15 protein-coding genes are annotated in these 14806 nt (G+C 65.5%); 6 read left to right on the top strand and 9 right to left on the bottom strand.

The window, feature by feature from the left end:
- Positions 1-8: 8 nt before the first annotated feature.
- From LCM4576_RS05535 to LCM4576_RS05520, 4 genes are all read right to left on the bottom strand, one after another.
- Positions 9-236: a hypothetical protein gene (locus LCM4576_RS05535; protein ID WP_071030903.1), complete on the bottom strand. Its 228-nt coding sequence runs from the start codon at positions 234-236 to the stop codon at positions 9-11.
- Between the two features lie 116 nt (positions 237-352).
- Entirely contained in the window at positions 353-982 is a 630-nt protein-coding gene (locus LCM4576_RS05530) for a glutathione S-transferase family protein (protein ID WP_071030902.1), read from the bottom strand.
- A gap of 193 nt (positions 983-1175) precedes the next feature.
- Positions 1176-2273 carry an NAD(P)/FAD-dependent oxidoreductase gene (locus LCM4576_RS05525; RefSeq protein WP_071030901.1) on the bottom strand — a complete coding sequence of 366 codons (1098 nt, stop codon included), beginning with the start codon at positions 2271-2273 and terminating at the stop codon, positions 1176-1178.
- Between the two features lie 89 nt (positions 2274-2362).
- Positions 2363-2596 (bottom strand): hypothetical protein, encoded by a 234-nt coding sequence (locus tag LCM4576_RS05520; protein ID WP_071030900.1) that lies wholly within the window; start codon positions 2594-2596, stop codon positions 2363-2365.
- 116 nt (positions 2597-2712) lie between these two features.
- On the opposite strand from LCM4576_RS05520, the gene LCM4576_RS05515 reads away from it, so the two are divergent.
- Complete coding sequence (locus tag LCM4576_RS05515) at positions 2713-3306, top strand: DUF922 domain-containing Zn-dependent protease (protein WP_071030899.1); 594 nt, start codon at positions 2713-2715, stop codon at positions 3304-3306.
- Between the two features lie 9 nt (positions 3307-3315).
- Here LCM4576_RS05515 and LCM4576_RS05510 read toward each other — a convergent pair whose 3' ends face one another.
- Positions 3316-5190 (bottom strand): LuxR C-terminal-related transcriptional regulator, encoded by a 1875-nt coding sequence (locus LCM4576_RS05510; protein ID WP_244510647.1) that lies wholly within the window; start codon positions 5188-5190, stop codon positions 3316-3318.
- Positions 5191-5304: 114 nt separating this feature from the next.
- On the opposite strand from LCM4576_RS05510, the gene LCM4576_RS05500 reads away from it, so the two are divergent.
- Together LCM4576_RS05500 and LCM4576_RS05495 are read left to right on the top strand one after the other, a co-directional pair.
- Positions 5305-5529 carry a hypothetical protein gene (locus LCM4576_RS05500; RefSeq protein WP_071030897.1) on the top strand — a complete coding sequence of 75 codons (225 nt, stop codon included), beginning with the start codon at positions 5305-5307 and terminating at the stop codon, positions 5527-5529.
- A 63-nt stretch (positions 5530-5592) separates the two neighbouring features.
- Positions 5593-7122 (top strand): winged helix-turn-helix domain-containing tetratricopeptide repeat protein, encoded by a 1530-nt coding sequence (locus LCM4576_RS05495; protein ID WP_071030896.1) that lies wholly within the window; start codon positions 5593-5595, stop codon positions 7120-7122.
- Here the strand turns inward: LCM4576_RS05495 and LCM4576_RS05490 are convergent.
- Entirely contained in the window at positions 7119-7538 is a 420-nt protein-coding gene (locus LCM4576_RS05490) for a VOC family protein (protein ID WP_071030895.1), read from the bottom strand. The genes LCM4576_RS05495 and LCM4576_RS05490 overlap by 4 nt on opposite strands.
- Positions 7539-7823: 285 nt before the next feature.
- Here LCM4576_RS05490 and LCM4576_RS05485 point away from each other — a divergent pair, with 285 nt between their 5' ends.
- Complete coding sequence (locus LCM4576_RS05485; RefSeq protein WP_071030894.1) at positions 7824-9032, top strand: MFS transporter; 1209 nt, start codon at positions 7824-7826, stop codon at positions 9030-9032.
- Positions 9033-9102: 70 nt separating this feature from the next.
- Here LCM4576_RS05485 and LCM4576_RS05480 read toward each other — a convergent pair whose 3' ends face one another.
- Positions 9103-11334: a cation:proton antiporter gene (locus LCM4576_RS05480; protein WP_244510665.1), complete on the bottom strand. Its 2232-nt coding sequence runs from the start codon at positions 11332-11334 to the stop codon at positions 9103-9105.
- Between the two features lie 413 nt (positions 11335-11747).
- On the opposite strand from LCM4576_RS05480, the gene LCM4576_RS05475 reads away from it, so the two are divergent.
- Together LCM4576_RS05475 and LCM4576_RS05470 are read left to right on the top strand one after the other, a co-directional pair.
- Entirely contained in the window at positions 11748-11954 is a 207-nt protein-coding gene (locus LCM4576_RS05475; RefSeq protein ID WP_041009445.1) for a hypothetical protein, read from the top strand.
- A gap of 120 nt (positions 11955-12074) precedes the next feature.
- Entirely contained in the window at positions 12075-12860 is a 786-nt protein-coding gene (locus LCM4576_RS05470) for a DUF2270 domain-containing protein (RefSeq protein WP_083361332.1), read from the top strand.
- Between the two features lie 24 nt (positions 12861-12884).
- Here LCM4576_RS05470 and LCM4576_RS05465 read toward each other — a convergent pair whose 3' ends face one another.
- Together LCM4576_RS05465 and LCM4576_RS05460 are read right to left on the bottom strand one after the other, a co-directional pair.
- A complete protein-coding gene (locus LCM4576_RS05465) occupies positions 12885-14270 on the bottom strand; it encodes an amidase (protein ID WP_071030892.1) in 1386 nt (461 codons plus the stop codon).
- 97 nt (positions 14271-14367) lie between these two features.
- Positions 14368-14760: a carboxymuconolactone decarboxylase family protein gene (locus LCM4576_RS05460; protein WP_407067360.1), complete on the bottom strand. Its 393-nt coding sequence runs from the start codon at positions 14758-14760 to the stop codon at positions 14368-14370.
- Positions 14761-14806: the final 46 nt, after the last annotated feature.

The following is a 14806-nucleotide window of genomic DNA, read 5'->3' as shown; positions in this document are numbered from 1 at the left end:
TCCAGCGCCTACTTCTTCTTGCAATCCGCCATCGCCTCCATCGCTTTCCTGGCCTCTCCCTCGCTGGCGTATTTCTTCTTCCCAAGGTCGACGACAAGCGTGCCGTCGGGCTTCTTGGGCACGATCTCGCACTGCTTCGATACCGCGTCCCGGGCGACCCAGTATTGCTCGGCCGCCACGGCGGGCATGCTCATCATGCCAGTGGCGAGGATTGCGACGGTGACGGTGCGAACCATTGCGGATCTCCATGGCTCTGATTGGAACGCAACGCGAAAACAAGCGGGCGCCGATCGGCGGCGCCTGACACGCTGCCGTCTGGAAAACGCCCTGTCCGCCGCTGTGTTCCGGCGGCTCATGCGTGCGAATGGGGGTCGATGCTGTAAGGATGCACCGGATAGCCCGGCCCGATCGCCTCGCTGACGCGCTCCATCCAGGCACTGACCGCCGGATAATCGGCAAGCTCAAAACCGCAATCTTCTGCGCGGTGAGCGTAGGCATAGACAGCTATGTCGGCGATGGTGAGCACATCGCCGACCAGGAACGGCATGTCAGCCAGGCTGCGCTCCAGCGCGCTAAGCGCCCRCACACCCGCCTCGCGCTTGCCGGCAACCAGCGCCTGGTTGCGCTCCAGCCGGCCGGTCAGGGTCCAGAAGCGCAGCGAGCCGATGACCGGCTCGACATAATACTGCTCGAAGAACAGCCACTGCATGACCTTGGCCCGGGCAAGCCGGTCTGCCGGCAGATAGGACGTGCCCTCCGCAACGAGCACGAGGATCGCGTTGGATTCGGCGATCGCCTGCCCGTTCTCCACGGCGAGCACCGGAACGGCGCCTRCCGGGTTCAGCTTGAGGAAGGCTTCAGTTCGGCTCTCGCCCTCGAAGATCGAGACGATACGGGTTTCGTAGGCGATGCCGAGCAGGCCGAGCAGGACGCGAATCTTCCAGGCGTTTTGCGACGGGAGATAATCGTAGAGCGTGAGCATGGCCGATCCCTCATTGGCAGCAATGGCTTCGCATGAGGTGGTGCAATGCGCCACCCGATTCACGCATTCGCAGCTCAAAACGAGCGAAGGTCGTGGCGGGGCACCACCCAAAGTCGGCGCGAGGCACCTCCCTCTGGCCTGCCGGCCATCTCCCCCGCAAGGGGGGGAGATCAGCAGCTTCAACGTCTCGTCCTCATCGCCCCGAAATATCCTTCGCCACCGCCTGCGCCTCGATGCCGATCTCGCGCAACAGGCCGGTGACCGGGTTGTAGAAGCCGACGAGATAGATGCCGAGCTCCGAGGCTCGCGCGTTCACGCCGCTCTTGCCCGGGCTAAGCTCCGCCGGCAGGAAGGCGCCGTAGCCCGGACGATAGCCGGTGGCGAAAATCGCCGCGTCGAACTTCTTCTCCACGCCATCGACGAATGTCACGCCGTCTCGGGTGAAGCTTGCAATATCCGGGGCTATGCCGATCCGACCCTGCTTGATCGCCGCCACCGTGCCGACATCGATCACCGGGATGCGGCCGGCATCGATCCCTTGGAGGATGCCCTGCTTCGGCCGCACAATGCCGTATTTCTCCAGCCGGCCCAGCGCCAGGTCGAGGATCTTGGGAAACATCCAGTCGTTCAGCGCCTGCGGCATCGGCCGGCTGGCGATACCCACCATCTGGATCGGCACGCCGAACAACTGGCGCGGCACGATGTGGACGCCCTTGCGCACCGAGATGGTCGGATGGGCGCCGCTTTCGGCCAGATCGAGCGCGATCTCCGCGCCCGTGTTGCCCATGCCAACAACCAGCACGTCCTTGCCGACATAGGGCGCGGCCTCGGTGTAGGCAGCGCTGTGCAGCACCTTGCCCCTGAAGACCTCGATGCCCGGAAAGGCCGGTGTGATGGGCTCGGCATTGTTGCCCGTGGCGACGACCACCTTGCGGGCATTGAAAGGGCCGGCATCGGTCTCGACCACGAGCTTTCCGTCCTCGCGGTGGACGGATTTCACGGTGACGCCGAAGCGCGGCCTCAGCCCGAAACGCCCGGCATAGGCGTCGAGATAATCGATCACTTTTTCGCGTGGCACATAGCGCGGGTGACTCTTCGGAAACGGCACGAAAGGCAGCGATGAGAAGGACTTCACCGTGTGCAGGTGCAGCCGCCGGTAATGCCGGCGCCAGGACGGCGCAACCTCATCGGCCTTTTCAAGGATGACGAAATCCTGCCCCGCCTGTTTCAGGCAAGCGGCGACCGCGAGCCCGGCAGGGCCGGCACCGACGATGACGACATTGGTGTCCAAAGACCTCTCCTCCCGCCCAAGCGGCAAAAGCTATGACGGGAGGCGTGCGGGCGACAAGTAGGGAGAAGCACCTAGGGGGCGTCGCTGCCCTACTCCATCGCGCCGGGTGTCTCGGGCTCGTCCTCGGGCGATTCGAGGATCTCGATCAGTTTCGCCACGCGGGCGCCGGGCATGGCGTGACCTTCATTGACCAGCGCCTCGTCGGCGCCAATCCAGGCGAAGGCCTCACGCAGCTCCTCGATACTGGCGCCGGTGAGCGCGATGTCGGCGATGACAGCCTCGTCGACCGGTCCAAGCACGGAAATGATCTCGTTGCGGGTCATCTTGGCCTCCCCATGGGTCGGGATGATTGCCCAGGGAAACGACCGGCGGGCGGAGCGGGTTCCGATAAACCGCGGGCCGGCTTCTTCCGAACGAGGCCCAATGCTATGGCTCGTCCATGAAGCCAGCCCTCCTCCTTGCCGCCCTGCTCCTGTCCACGCCAGCCCTCGCAGACTGGAAGCCCGTCGAAAAAATCGACACCTATGCCGTCTCGGGCCAGACGGCAGAGCAGCTCTACCTCTCGATCGGCGAGAAAGGCCCGCTGATCGGCACGGCCGGCAACGCTCGGCGCGTCATCGCGCATACTTTCTTCAAGCTGACCTGGCAGCGCGACTACCAGCCGCAAGGCAACGCCTRCGTGCTGAAGACGGCGCGGCCGAAGCTGATCATCACCTACACGCTGCCCAAGCCGGCCGGAAAGCTGGAGCCCGCCCTGCAGGCGCGCTGGGACAGGTTCGCCGCCGGGCTGATCGCGCATGAGAAGGTGCATGGCGCCGGCATCGTCGACATGGTGGACAAGATCGTCGCCTTCAGCACCGGCCTCACCGTCGAAAACGATCCCGGCTGCAAGAAGGTCAGGGCGGAACTGACGGCCTATCTGGACCAGCTCTCCAGGGCGCAGCGCCAGGGCAGCCGCGACTTCGACACGAAAGAGTTCGGGCATGACGGCAATATGCTGAAGCTGATCGCGGCGTTTCTGGACGGGGATTAGCGCCGACGGTTAGCGGATCGGCACCAGTTTCGCCGCCTCGCGCATGGCCTGCGCGGCGCAGGGATTGCTGACCGGATAGCCCGAGATAAAACCCTCGATCGAGAAGCCGGGAAATTCGGCCCGCAATCTGGCCGCGATGGCCGCGGCCTCGGGCCCTTCGCCCAGTACCGCATGGGCGAGCATCAAAAAGACCAGCACGTGAGGAGAATCCGGTGTGCTTCGCCGCAGCGCCGCAATGGCTTCCCGGTGCCTGCCGGCCGCGAACAGGACGCGGCCCTGCATGCCGAAATACCAGGGCGGAGCAAGCGGATTGAGGCGCATGGCCCGCTCRATGAGCGGGATCGCCTCAGCCGGATCGCCGGCGACCAGTGCCTTGCTGCCGGCAAGCAGCGCCAGCGTGTCGGCATGGTTGGAGCCGCATTCGAAGGCTCGCCGGTGGGCGCTTTCGGCCGCTTCCAGATCGCCGAGGCAGCCCATGAGATCGCCGAAGCAGGAGTGCGCGCTGCTGTCGCTCGGGTCGAACCGCAGAGCGTTCTCGACCGCCCAACGCCATTTGGCGATCGAGGCGTTCAGATCGTCGCCGTAGCCGTTGCACGCTTCGATCGAATAGGCGTAGGCGAGTTCGGTCCAGGCCCTGACCAGGGTCGGGTCATGCTCGAGCGCGCGTGAAAACAGCTCGATGGCTTCCCTGTTGCCGCTGCGGCTGAAGGTGTTGTGCTGCTCGACGCCCAGCAAATAAAAGTCATAGGCGCGCAGACTGGCCGGCGGCTTGCGACGGATCGCATTGCGGCCGACCGTGGCGATCGCGCCGAAACAGCCCGCAAGCACATTGATGACGCTTTCGGTCAGGCTGTCCTGCAGAGCGAAGATGTCCTCCGCCGGACGGTCGAAGCGCTCGCTCCACAGGCTGACACCGGTCCCTGCATCTGCAAGTTCGATCGTCAACCGGATCCGGCGGTCGTCGGCCCGCAACTGACCCGAGACGATATAGGTGGCGCCCAATGCCTTGCCGTCCGCGGCGAAATCGGCGGGCCTGCTGCCCAGCGATTTCATGGTGTGGAAGGCGATCACCGGCATGTCGGCGTAGCGCGCAAGATCGACGGTGATATCCGACGACAGGCCGTCGGCAAAGCGGTGCCAGCGTTCGTCGGCGTTCAGGCACTCGATTGGAAATATCGCAAGCACCGGCGAAGCTTCGGGCGCAGACGGCGCGGCCGCGATGGCATTGATGTGCATGGCGAGTGCGATCTTGCTGCGCACGCCAAGCTTTTCGTAGATCGCGGCGAGATGCGTGCGCACGGTCGACGGGGCGATGAACAGCGCCTCGCCGATCTCGCGATAAGTCAGGCCCGCCGCGAACTTTTCCGCCACCGCGCGCTCGCGCTCGGACAAGGCCGGCAAAGACTGGCCAGGCGAAGGCATGGCCGGTGTGGACATGGCGTTGTGGTTCATCCCGATCCCCTGCCCGCGGACGGGAACATTACCAAACGCCCGCAGCAGCAAAAATACTACAAATGCAGGATCCAAGACACTGCATGCGGCCGATGGTGCGGCCGAGACCGGAGGTTCAGGCTCCCCGCATGCCCTCGATGAGGGCCATTCGTTCCCGAGGAGCCGATGATGAATCCGACGTTGAACACGATTTCCGATTTTTACAGCGCCGTGCGGCTCGATGTCCGCGAACCGCCGACCGGAGAAAGCCTCCTGCCACGCCGGCCCGGCCTGTTTGGTCTTTTCGCAGTGTGGCGCGAGCGCGCCTTTTTCCRCAGGGACCTTGCGCTCAAGGCACGCGACACGCCGTATCTGATCGGTGACATGGGCCTGACGATGGACGCCGCGCGTGAGGAACTCGCCAAGCCATTCTGGCGGCGGTAGCCGGAACAATTCAGCAAAAAATCAGCAGTCGTTCAGGACGGCAGGGACCTTTCGCAGCGATGCTTGCGGAATGGCGACGAGCAGGAGACACACCGCTGCCGCCRCCAAGCATGGAGGGCAATCATGCATCAGAGGATTGACGCACCGTTCCCGCCCGCCCAGTTGGCACGAGAGGAAATGCTTCGTTTCCTTTCGACCGGCTTTGCCGGCCCTTGTTGCGGCGAGAGCAACGAGATGCTGGCCTACCTCGAAGGGGTGGCGTCCAGCGAGAAAGCCGCCACCGAATCGCCCGGACCAAGGTTTCGCCTGCGCGGCCTCTTTTCAGGTTTGAACTTGTTTCCAGCTTGACCTTGCCGGCATTTGCCATTCCCATGGACGGTGCGCGATGAAGCGCGGTAATGGGGCAAGAGCTTGGCGCTACGGATCGGCGGCGCGGTGCTCGATCTCGACCGGGGTACGCTCCGGCGTGACGGCGAGATCGTGCCGGTCCGGCCGAAAACCCTGGAGCTGCTGGCCTACCTGGTGCGCAATCCCGGTCGGGTGCTGAGCAAGGATGAATTGCTGCAGGCGGTCTGGCCAGGAATCATCGTCACCGAGGATTCGCTCACCCAATCGATCCGCGACGCGCGCAAATCGATTGGCGACGAGGCGCAGGCGCTGATCCGCACGGTGCCGCGCCGGGGCTATCTCTTCCAGCTTCCCGAGGCCGAGGCAGCACAGCCACCGGCGGCGGCCGCGGCGCGGGCAGAGCCGACGGTGGCGGTGCTGCCGTTTGATGTGGACCCCGCCGATGCCGCCGCCAGGGCATTGTTCGACGGCGCCGTCGAGGAAATCACCAACGCGCTTTCATACTTCAAGACCGTCGCAGTGCTGGCGCGCCATTCGGCCTTCGCCCTGGCCGAGCATTCGCGCGAGGACATCCGGGCAACCGCGGAGCGGCTCGGCGCGGACTATATCGCCGAAGGCTGCGTCGAAACCGCCGGGACGGAATACGGCGCGCGCGTCGTTCTGACCGAGACGGCATCCGGCCGGCGCGTCTGGTCGCAGAGTTTCACTTTCGCCACGGGCGATATCTTCGCTTTCCAGACGATGGTGGCGCAGCGGATCGTGACGGCGCTGGTCGCCAACATCGAAAGCGCGGTGATGCGGCGCGGTGTGCCGGCGCCCGCCGCCAATGTCGAAGCCTATCTGCATTTCCTGCGCGGCAAGGAGCTGCTCCGCAGCTTTGGCGACGGCGTCAACCAGGAGGCCCGCGCGCATTTCCTCAAGGCCATCGAGCTCGATCCGCAATCAGGGCTGGCGCACGCTTACCTGGCGCTCGCCGAGGTGATTATCGGCGGCTACGCCGATGCTCCGCGCGCCGTGCTCGACCAGGCGCGCGATCGGGCGCTGCATGCGATCGCGCTCAGCCCGGACGAGGCGCGCTGCCACCGCATGCTGGCGCTGACGCTTCTCTATCGCGGCCGCGACGAATACGATGCCGCCGAGAAGCACTTCGCCCGCGCGCTGGATCTCAATCCCTACGACGCGGACACGCTCGCCCAAACCGGCTTCTTCCGGGCGCTGCGTGGCGACGGCGAGGCCGGGCTGGCCCTGCTCGACAAGGCCATCCAGCTCAATCCGATGCATCCGACCTGGTACTATCACGACCGGGGCGAAGCCCTGCTGATCCTCGGCCGCTACCGCGAGGCGGCCGCGTCCTTCTCATGCCTGCCCCGCAAGAGCGCGTGGCAATGGGCGAGACTRGCCACGTGCTACGCCCTGGCCGGCGACGCCGAGAAGGCGCTGGCGTGCGTGCGTGAAGGACGCGCCCTGGAGYCCGGCCTCACCATCGCGCAAATCATCGAGGAAACGCGCATGGAGCGATCCGAGGACCGCGAGAGAATACGCGAGGGCCTCGAGCTGGCGGGCTGGAACATCAACGGCCCGCCCGCTCGCTAGAAGCTGATCTCCACCGCCGCGGCACTTCGCTTGGCCTCGCCGTGGAACACCGCCTCGATGTTGTTGCCGTCGGGGTCGAGCAGGAAGCAGGCGTAGTAGCCGGGATGGTAGCGGCGCTCGCCCGGCGCGCCATTGTCCTTGCCGCCGGCGGCAAGCCCGGCCTTGTAGAAAGCATCGACCATGGCGCGGTCCTTCGCCTGGAAGGCGAGATGGTGGCGGCCGGTGAGCACGCCGAGCGCGGCGCGGCTGTYGACGCTGGAGACGAACAATTCGTCGGCCCAGAAATAATCCTGCGCCTCGCCGCCGATCGGGATGCCCAGCACCTCGAACAGCGCTCCGTAGAAACGCCGGCTGGCCTGAAGGTCGCGAACCACAAGCTGGATGTGGTCGATGAGCCGGCCGCGATAGAGTTCCATAAGAGCGTTCTCCTCGTTGCAGCGGTTCAATTTAGATGGGAGGGGATCAGCGTCAATGCGGGTGCTATAGGCTGCTGACACGCCGGCGGGATAGAGGGGGGCGCRAAGGAGCTCGGCCTTGCGGGCGATAGCGAACTATCCGCTCTTTCGAAAAACTAGATAAAAAATGCAACCGGATTTGTAGGATCGGCTTCCGCCCCGGCGTCCTTCGGACGCAAGCGGCCCGGTGGACTGGAAAAACCGTGYCGCATCAAACAGGATGCCTTACGGCATGGGAGCAGAACCATGAACCATTCTTATCGTTGGGTCATCGTCGCGGCCGGCGCGCTGATGACCTGCGTGGCGCTCGGCGCCATGTTTTCGCTGGCGATCTTCCTGGAGCCGATGTCGCTCGACACGAACTGGTCGCGCACCGGCATTTCCAGCGCCATGACCTTGAACTTCCTCGTCATGGRYCTCGGCGGCTTCGCCTGGGGCGCGATCTATGACCGGGTCGGCGCCCGGCCGGTCGTGCTTGCGGGCGCGGTGCTGCTCGGCCTGTCGCTGGTGGTGGCGAGCCGCGCAACCTCGCTTATCGTCTTCCAGCTCAGCTACGGCGTGATCGTAGGCCTTGCGGCCAGCGCCTTCTTCGCGCCGATGATCGCGCTCACCACCGCCTGGTTCGACACCAACCGAAGCCTTGCCGTCTCGYTGGTCTCGGCCGGCATGGGTGTGGCGCCGATGACCATCTCGCCCTTCGCCCGCTGGCTGATCACGGCCTATGACTGGCGCACCGCCATGTTCGACATCGGCGTCATGGCATGGGTGCTCTTGCTGCCCGCCGTGTTGCTGGTGCGCCAGCCTCCGGCGGCGGTCGCGGCAAGCGACGGCACGCCCTTGCCTGCCGCAAACGATCCCGGCATGAGCGTCGGCCAGGCGCTGCGCTCGCCGCAATTCATCGTGCTGGGCCTCACCTTCTTCGCCTGCTGCGCGGCGCATTCGGGCCCGATCTTCCACATGGTGAGCTATGCCATGTCCTGCGGCGTCGCGCCGATGGCGGCCGTGTCGATCTACAGCGTCGAGGGACTGGCCGGCCTCGGCGGTCGCGTGCTCTACGGCGTGCTCGGCGACCGGCTGGGCGTCAAGCCGGTGCTCGTCGCCGGGCTCGCCATCCAAGGGTTGGTGATCGCCGCTTACCTCACCGTCGGCCAGCTCGAGCAGTTCTATCTTCTGGCCGTCATCTTCGGCGCCACCTATGGCGGCGTGATGCCGCTCTATGCCGTGCTGGCGCGCGAATATTTTGGTTTGCGCATCATCGGCACGGTGCTTGGCGCGGCCACGATGCTTTCCAGCCTCGGCATGTCRCTCGGCCCGCTTGCCGGCGGCATGATCTACGACGCCACCGCCAGCTATCACTGGCTGYTCATCGGCTCGGCGCTGATCGGGCTGGGTGCTGCCGGCATCGCCATCGCCTTCCCGCCGCAGCCAAGCCGRCAGAAGCTGCAGATGGCGTGAGGTGAGATCGGTTCCTCGCCCTTATGAAGCGGGCGAGGGACCAAGGCTTGCGGGAGATTGAGCGACCGCCTCACCCAGTCCCTGCCCCCGTGCGCACGGCCTCACGGTCGCTCTCGTCGCGCTTCACTCGCTCGTCGGAAATCAGCACCACCGGGCATGGGCTGCGCCGCAGGACGCCCGTCGTCGTCTCGCCGAAGATCAGCTCCTCGCCCTGGCGCCGCGCCACGCCCATGACGATCAACGCCACGTTGCGGCCGGCCTGGCGGGCAATGGCATCGGCGGCGGCGGCCCTCGAGCGGATCGCCGTCTCGATCTCGACGCCATAGCGGTCGGCGAGTGCAACGATATCCTTCAGCACCGCTTCCCGGCGACGGTGCGAGACGGTGTCGCGCGGCTCCTCGCGGCCTGTGCGCGCGACATAGAGCATCTTGACCGGCGCGCCGGTGACGGCGGCTATTGCGAGCGCCAGCTCGGCGCCGCGGCGGGCAATCCCCGTGCCGTTGACCGGCACCAGTATCTTGCCTGAATCCGGGCCGAGCCGAGGAATCTGGYGGCCTGCCGTCGCCGGCTTCAGGACAAGACAAAGCGGACCGTCGAAGGAGCCCGTCACCTCGTTCAGCCGATGCGAGAAAGCGCCCTTGGAGGTGACCGCGCGGCCGAGGCCGACGAGCAGCATGCCGTAGCCCTTGCGCGCCTCCTTGGCGACAGCCTCGGCCGAAAGCACTTCGTGCTGGCGGCGCGTGACCGGCGCTTCGCGCACCGGCGTTTCGTCGGATTTCTTGGCCGCCTCGCGACTGTCCTCCGCGCCTTTCTCCATTTCTTCCAGATGCAGGCCTTCCGTCGGCTCGGCATCGATCTCGCCACTGGAATGCAGCACCGTCGTCGGCTTGCCGGCGCCGATGACGCCGGCGAGATAGGCGGCGAAGCGGCCGACCACACCCTCGTCGACCACCACCAGCAGCCGCTCCAGATTGGCGACGAAGCCGCGCTGGTCGATCTCCTCACGCTCCAGCCGCTTCTTTTCCCGCTCGCCGATCGGCAGCCGCCGCAGCGCCCAGCGCAGTGTCGGCGGCATGGCCAAGGTGGTGATGACCGCCATGGTGACGATCATGGTGAAGAGGTTGTGCGACAGCACGCCCATCGACAGGCCGATCGAGGCGACGATCACCTCTGTCGAACCCCGCGCGTTCATGCCGCAGCCCACCGCAATGCCTTCGGCACGGCTCATGCCGGCGACCTCGGCGCCGATGAAGGCGCCGCCGAACTTGCCGATCGAGGCGATCACCACCAGCGCAACCGTAAGCAGTGCAAGCTGCGGGTCGGCCAGCACGGTGAGGTCGGCCGACAGGCCGGCGACGCCGAAGAACACCGGCATGAAAAGCGCGGTGATGATGCCGCGCAACTGCCCCTCGATGTGGCGCGACAGGATCGGCGATTCACCCACCAATATGCCGGCGACGAAGGCGCCGAGCACGGTGTGGACGCCGATCAGGTCGGTGATCAAGGCCATCACGCCCATGATGGCGAGGATGACGGTGACCACCRCATATTCGGAGCGGAAGGTGTCGTTGGTCCAGCGGATGGCGTCAAAGACGATGCGGCGTCCGAGCGTGAAGGAAAMCGCCATGAAGAGGGCGACGCCGGCAATGGTGAAGGCCAGGCTGCCGAGCTCGATCTGCCCCCTGGTGGYGATGCCGATGGTGATGGCGATGATCACCCAGCCGATCGTGTCCTCGATGATGGCCGAGGAGACGATGACCTGACCGAGATCGCGACGCATGAAGTTCATGTCGCGCACCACCATGGCGACGATCTTGACCGAGGAGATGGAGAGCGCGGTGCCGAGGAACAGCCCGGCGACGATGCGCTCGCTGCCGGCGGCAAGCAGCGTGGCCGGCATGAACTGGGCGGCGACGAAGCCGAGCGCGAAGGGCACGGCCACRCCGGCGGCCGAGATGGAAAAGCAGGCGCGGCCGACGCGGCGCACGAGCCGCAGATCCGTCTCCATGCCGGTGAGCAACAGYAGCATCAAGACGCCGAGCTGGGCGATGGCGTTGATCATCGATTTCTGCGAAGGGTCGTCGRCAAAGATCAGCCGCTCGGCCGTCGGCCAGACCCAGCCGAGCAGCGAAGGTCCGAGCAGGATGCCGCCGATCAATTGCCCCATCACCGCCGGCTGGCCGAGCGTCTCCAGCACCTCGCCGATGCCGCGGCCGATGACCAGAAGCAGGACCAGCTCAGCGACGAAAATGCCCTCCGAAGACATGCCGGTCTTCTCGGCGGCGAAGGCGACGGCGGGCATCAAGGCAAGCGCCGCACCACCAAGCGCGACCCAGATCCACAGCGACCGCCGCCGATTGAGCATGTTCGACAAATTATGCACCCCTCATTCCTCGCATCGGCACAAACGGTTTGGCCAGAGGATCGGTTGCACGAGGGCCAATCTTCCCCCTTGAGGGGGAGATGGCCGCGAAACGGCCAGAGGGGGTCGTTGCGCGTGAAGCGCCGACATCTTACGCATTTCACCAACTCTGCAAAGAGAAGGCCGGTGCTCGACGTGAGACGGCCCCTCTGTCGCCTTCGGCGACATCTCCCATCGAGGGGGAAGATGCTCGCGCCCCTACAATTCTAATCAAATGCCACCGCCGATCTTTGCTTCCCGGTAAAGCGACTCGACGATGTTGGCCGCCAAGGCGGGGCAATAAGGAGAAGCTAATGAAAAGCGACTTTGCCGCCGCCCACCTCCACCTCGACCGGGCATGCCATTATCTGCGTGGCGACGACGAAACGAGCCGCGCGGCGCTTGCGGCGCTTGACCTTGTGATCGAGGCGGTGGCGGCGGCCCAGCACGCCAAGCCGATGGCCGACGTGCTGCCCTTTCCGCGACGCGCGAATGGCGGTCTTCCCCCGCTTGCATCCTGACCTATCCACCTGAAAAGGCGGGAACATTCTGGCCGGCCGCACGTTGAAGCAGCAGGGGTGTGGCCGGTCGATGTCACGGCGAGGACGGCCGGCCATGGCGGGCGGGAGGCGCATGGCAGAATGTCCCAGACGAAGGTCGCAAAATTCACTGGCTCGGCCGCGGCCCCGAAATCCACCGAGGCGGCTGCACCGRCAAAATCCACCGAGAAGGCCRCACCGCCAAGAGCGTCCGACACGCTGGCGCTGAAGCTTAGTTCCGCCGAATTCACCACGACGCTGTCGCATTTCCACCGCGCCGAGATCGCACGCATGGCTGGGTGGCGCGACCGGCTCGACCGCACCAGCAACTGGGCGATCACCGTGGTGGCAGCGATGCTGTCGGTATCGCTGTCGACGCCCAGCGCGCATCACGGCGTGCTTTTGTTCGCGATGCTGCTCATCACTTTGCTTTTGTGGATCGAGGCGCGGCGCTACCGCTTCTTCGATGTCTACCGCGCTCGCGTGCGGCAGTTCGAGCGCTACTATTTCGCGCAGATTTTTTCGCCGCAGCCGGATTACGCTTCCAACTGGCTCGCCATCCTCGGCGAAGGTCTGCGCTCGCCGCGCTTCCTGATCTCGCAACGCGCGGCGCTGATCCGCCGGCTGCGCCGCAACTATATTTTCATGTACACGATCCTGCTGCTTGCCTGGATCCTGAAGATCACCACGCCGAGCCTCTCGCGCGAAGGCTCGCCCATCGGCTTCGGGGCATCGCTCGTCGACACCTTCAGGGTGGCGACGCTCGGGCCTATCCCGGGCGTCGTCGTCGTGTGCGGTGTGGCCGCCTGCTATCTCGCGCTGCTTGCCGCCGCTTTCCTGATCCGCGCCGATGACGGCGAGCTGTCCTTCGGCGATGTGCATGTATGAACCAAAGCGTCCACGGCTGCGCGATCACAAACCCGGCGGCCTGACGAAACCCTCGGTGAGCCRCACCAGCGCCTTCGCGGTGGCGAGCAGCTTCATGTCCGAATGGCGGCGGCCGACGAATTGCGCGCCGATCGGCAAACCTTCGCGGTCGAACCCGATCGGAATGACAGCGGCCGGGTGACCTGTGAGATTGAAGCGGCAGGTGTGGCTGAGCGCGCTCCAGTAGGACGTCTCGACACCATCGACCGGAATCGGCATCCCCATTTCCTGGTGCTGGAAAGCGGTGCACATCATCGCCGGACAGACCAGCACGTCCCAGTCGTCAAAGAAGCGCTCCCACGCGTAGATGAATTCGTCGCGCTGATTGAGCGCCTCGAGAAAGGCCGATAGCGTAGGAGAATTTTCTTTTGGTGGCTGGAAGACCTGCGAATACCAGGTGATAAAATCCGAAAACAGCGCCCGCTCGGCGGCGAAGTCATGCGGCGGCAGAACCTGACCGACCCGCGCGCCACCGATCTCGATCGCGCCTGCAAAGCCGGCAATCGCCTCGGCAATATCGCGAGCGGTCGGTACGCCGGGGAATTCCGGCGCGAAGGCGACGCGCAGCTGGTCCAGCCGCGGCTCCGGCTCCTCGTCCGTCGCCACGGGCGGCACTTCGGTATCGAGACCGTCAGCGCCGGCGATGATGCGGTGGGCGAGGATGAGGTCGTCGACGCCGCGCGCCAATGGCCCGATGTCGAACAGCAATCGGAAGCTGCGCGGCATGTCGGGCGGATCGGCATAGCTGCCGGTGATCGGCACCGACGATTGCGTCGGCTTGAAACCGCAGATGCCGCATAGATGCGCCGGCACGCGGATCGAGCCACCGGCGTCACTGCCGATATCCAGCGGCGCGAGTCCAGCGGCAACCRCCGCGGCTGCGCCGCCACTGGAACCGCCCGGCGTGCGGGTGACGTCCCAGGGATTGCTGGTGCGGCCGAAGATCGGGTTGAAGGTCTGAAGATCGCGCAGCCGCGGCGGCACGTTGGTCTTGCCTATGATGATCGCGCCGGCCTTGCGCAGCCGAGCCGCGACGGTGCTGTCGGCGGTGGGAATGTAACCGGCCCAGGCCGCCAGCCCGACAGTGGTGCGCATGCCGGCCGTGGCGTGACCGTCCTTCAGTGTGACCGGCACGCCGTGCAGCGGTCCGACCGCTTCGCCGCGCGCAATGGCTTCATCGGCCGCCTTCGCGCCGTCGCGTGCCGCCCTTTCGTCGAGGGTGATGATGGCGTTGAGGAGCGGATTGACGGCGGCGATCCGCTCCAGTTGCGTCTCCATGGCCTCGGCCGCACTGACGCGCCGCTCACGGATCGCTGCCGCCAGCTGGCTAGCGGTGAAGAAGGTGGTGTCGGTGGCAAGGGTAGCGGTCATCTGCGGTTCCACCCTGGTGAGGTAAGACAATGGGGCAGTGAGGCCGCAGGGATCGGCCGTCCGCGGACTTTCCCTACTGCCCCGCTCCCGTCCTGCGCTACTGCCCGCCCATCTCCTTCTTGAACTGGTCGAAATCGACCTGCATGCCGTTGAAGATGGTGCTCCAGTGACGTGTCAGCGCCGCCATGGTTACGGCTTCCTGGATTTCCTCGTCTGTGGCGCCGGYGCGCTTGGCGTCCTGAGTGTCGGACCAGATGCAGTAGCTGCAGGGAATCTGCGCCGCGACCGCGAGCGAGATCAGCGACTTCACCTTCGGCGGCAGTGCCGTCTTGTCGCTGAGCTCGATGGCCTTGACCTCGGCCCAGGCGCCGGGCAGACCGGCTTTCGGGAACTGTTTCACGAAGCTCGGCACGCCGCCCATCGTCGACTGGATGTCCTTCAGCGTCGCATCAAAGTCATCGGCGTGAGCGAGCAATGGAGTAGCGAGCATGGCAAGCGAGCCGAGAACGACGGCGAGGCTCAATCTGAATGCGGAA

Source organism: Mesorhizobium sp. LCM 4576, from assembly GCF_001854815.1.
In the GTDB taxonomy this organism is placed as follows: Bacteria; Pseudomonadota; Alphaproteobacteria; order Rhizobiales; family Rhizobiaceae; genus Mesorhizobium; species Mesorhizobium plurifarium.
Note: the sequence above shows the minus strand (reverse complement) of the source record. Positions and strands in the feature narration are given on the sequence as shown.

Coding starts and splice junctions, on each gene's coding strand:
- LCM4576_RS05535 (WP_071030903.1), bottom strand. CDS start 236: ATGGTTCGCACCGTCACCGTCGCAATCCTCGCCACTGGCATGATGAGC.
- LCM4576_RS05520 (WP_071030900.1), bottom strand. CDS start 2,596: ATGACCCGCAACGAGATCATTTCCGTGCTTGGACCGGTCGACGAGGCT.
- LCM4576_RS05500 (WP_071030897.1), top strand. CDS start 5,305: ATGCATCAGAGGATTGACGCACCGTTCCCGCCCGCCCAGTTGGCACGA.
- LCM4576_RS05475 (WP_041009445.1), top strand. CDS start 11,748: ATGAAAAGCGACTTTGCCGCCGCCCACCTCCACCTCGACCGGGCATGC.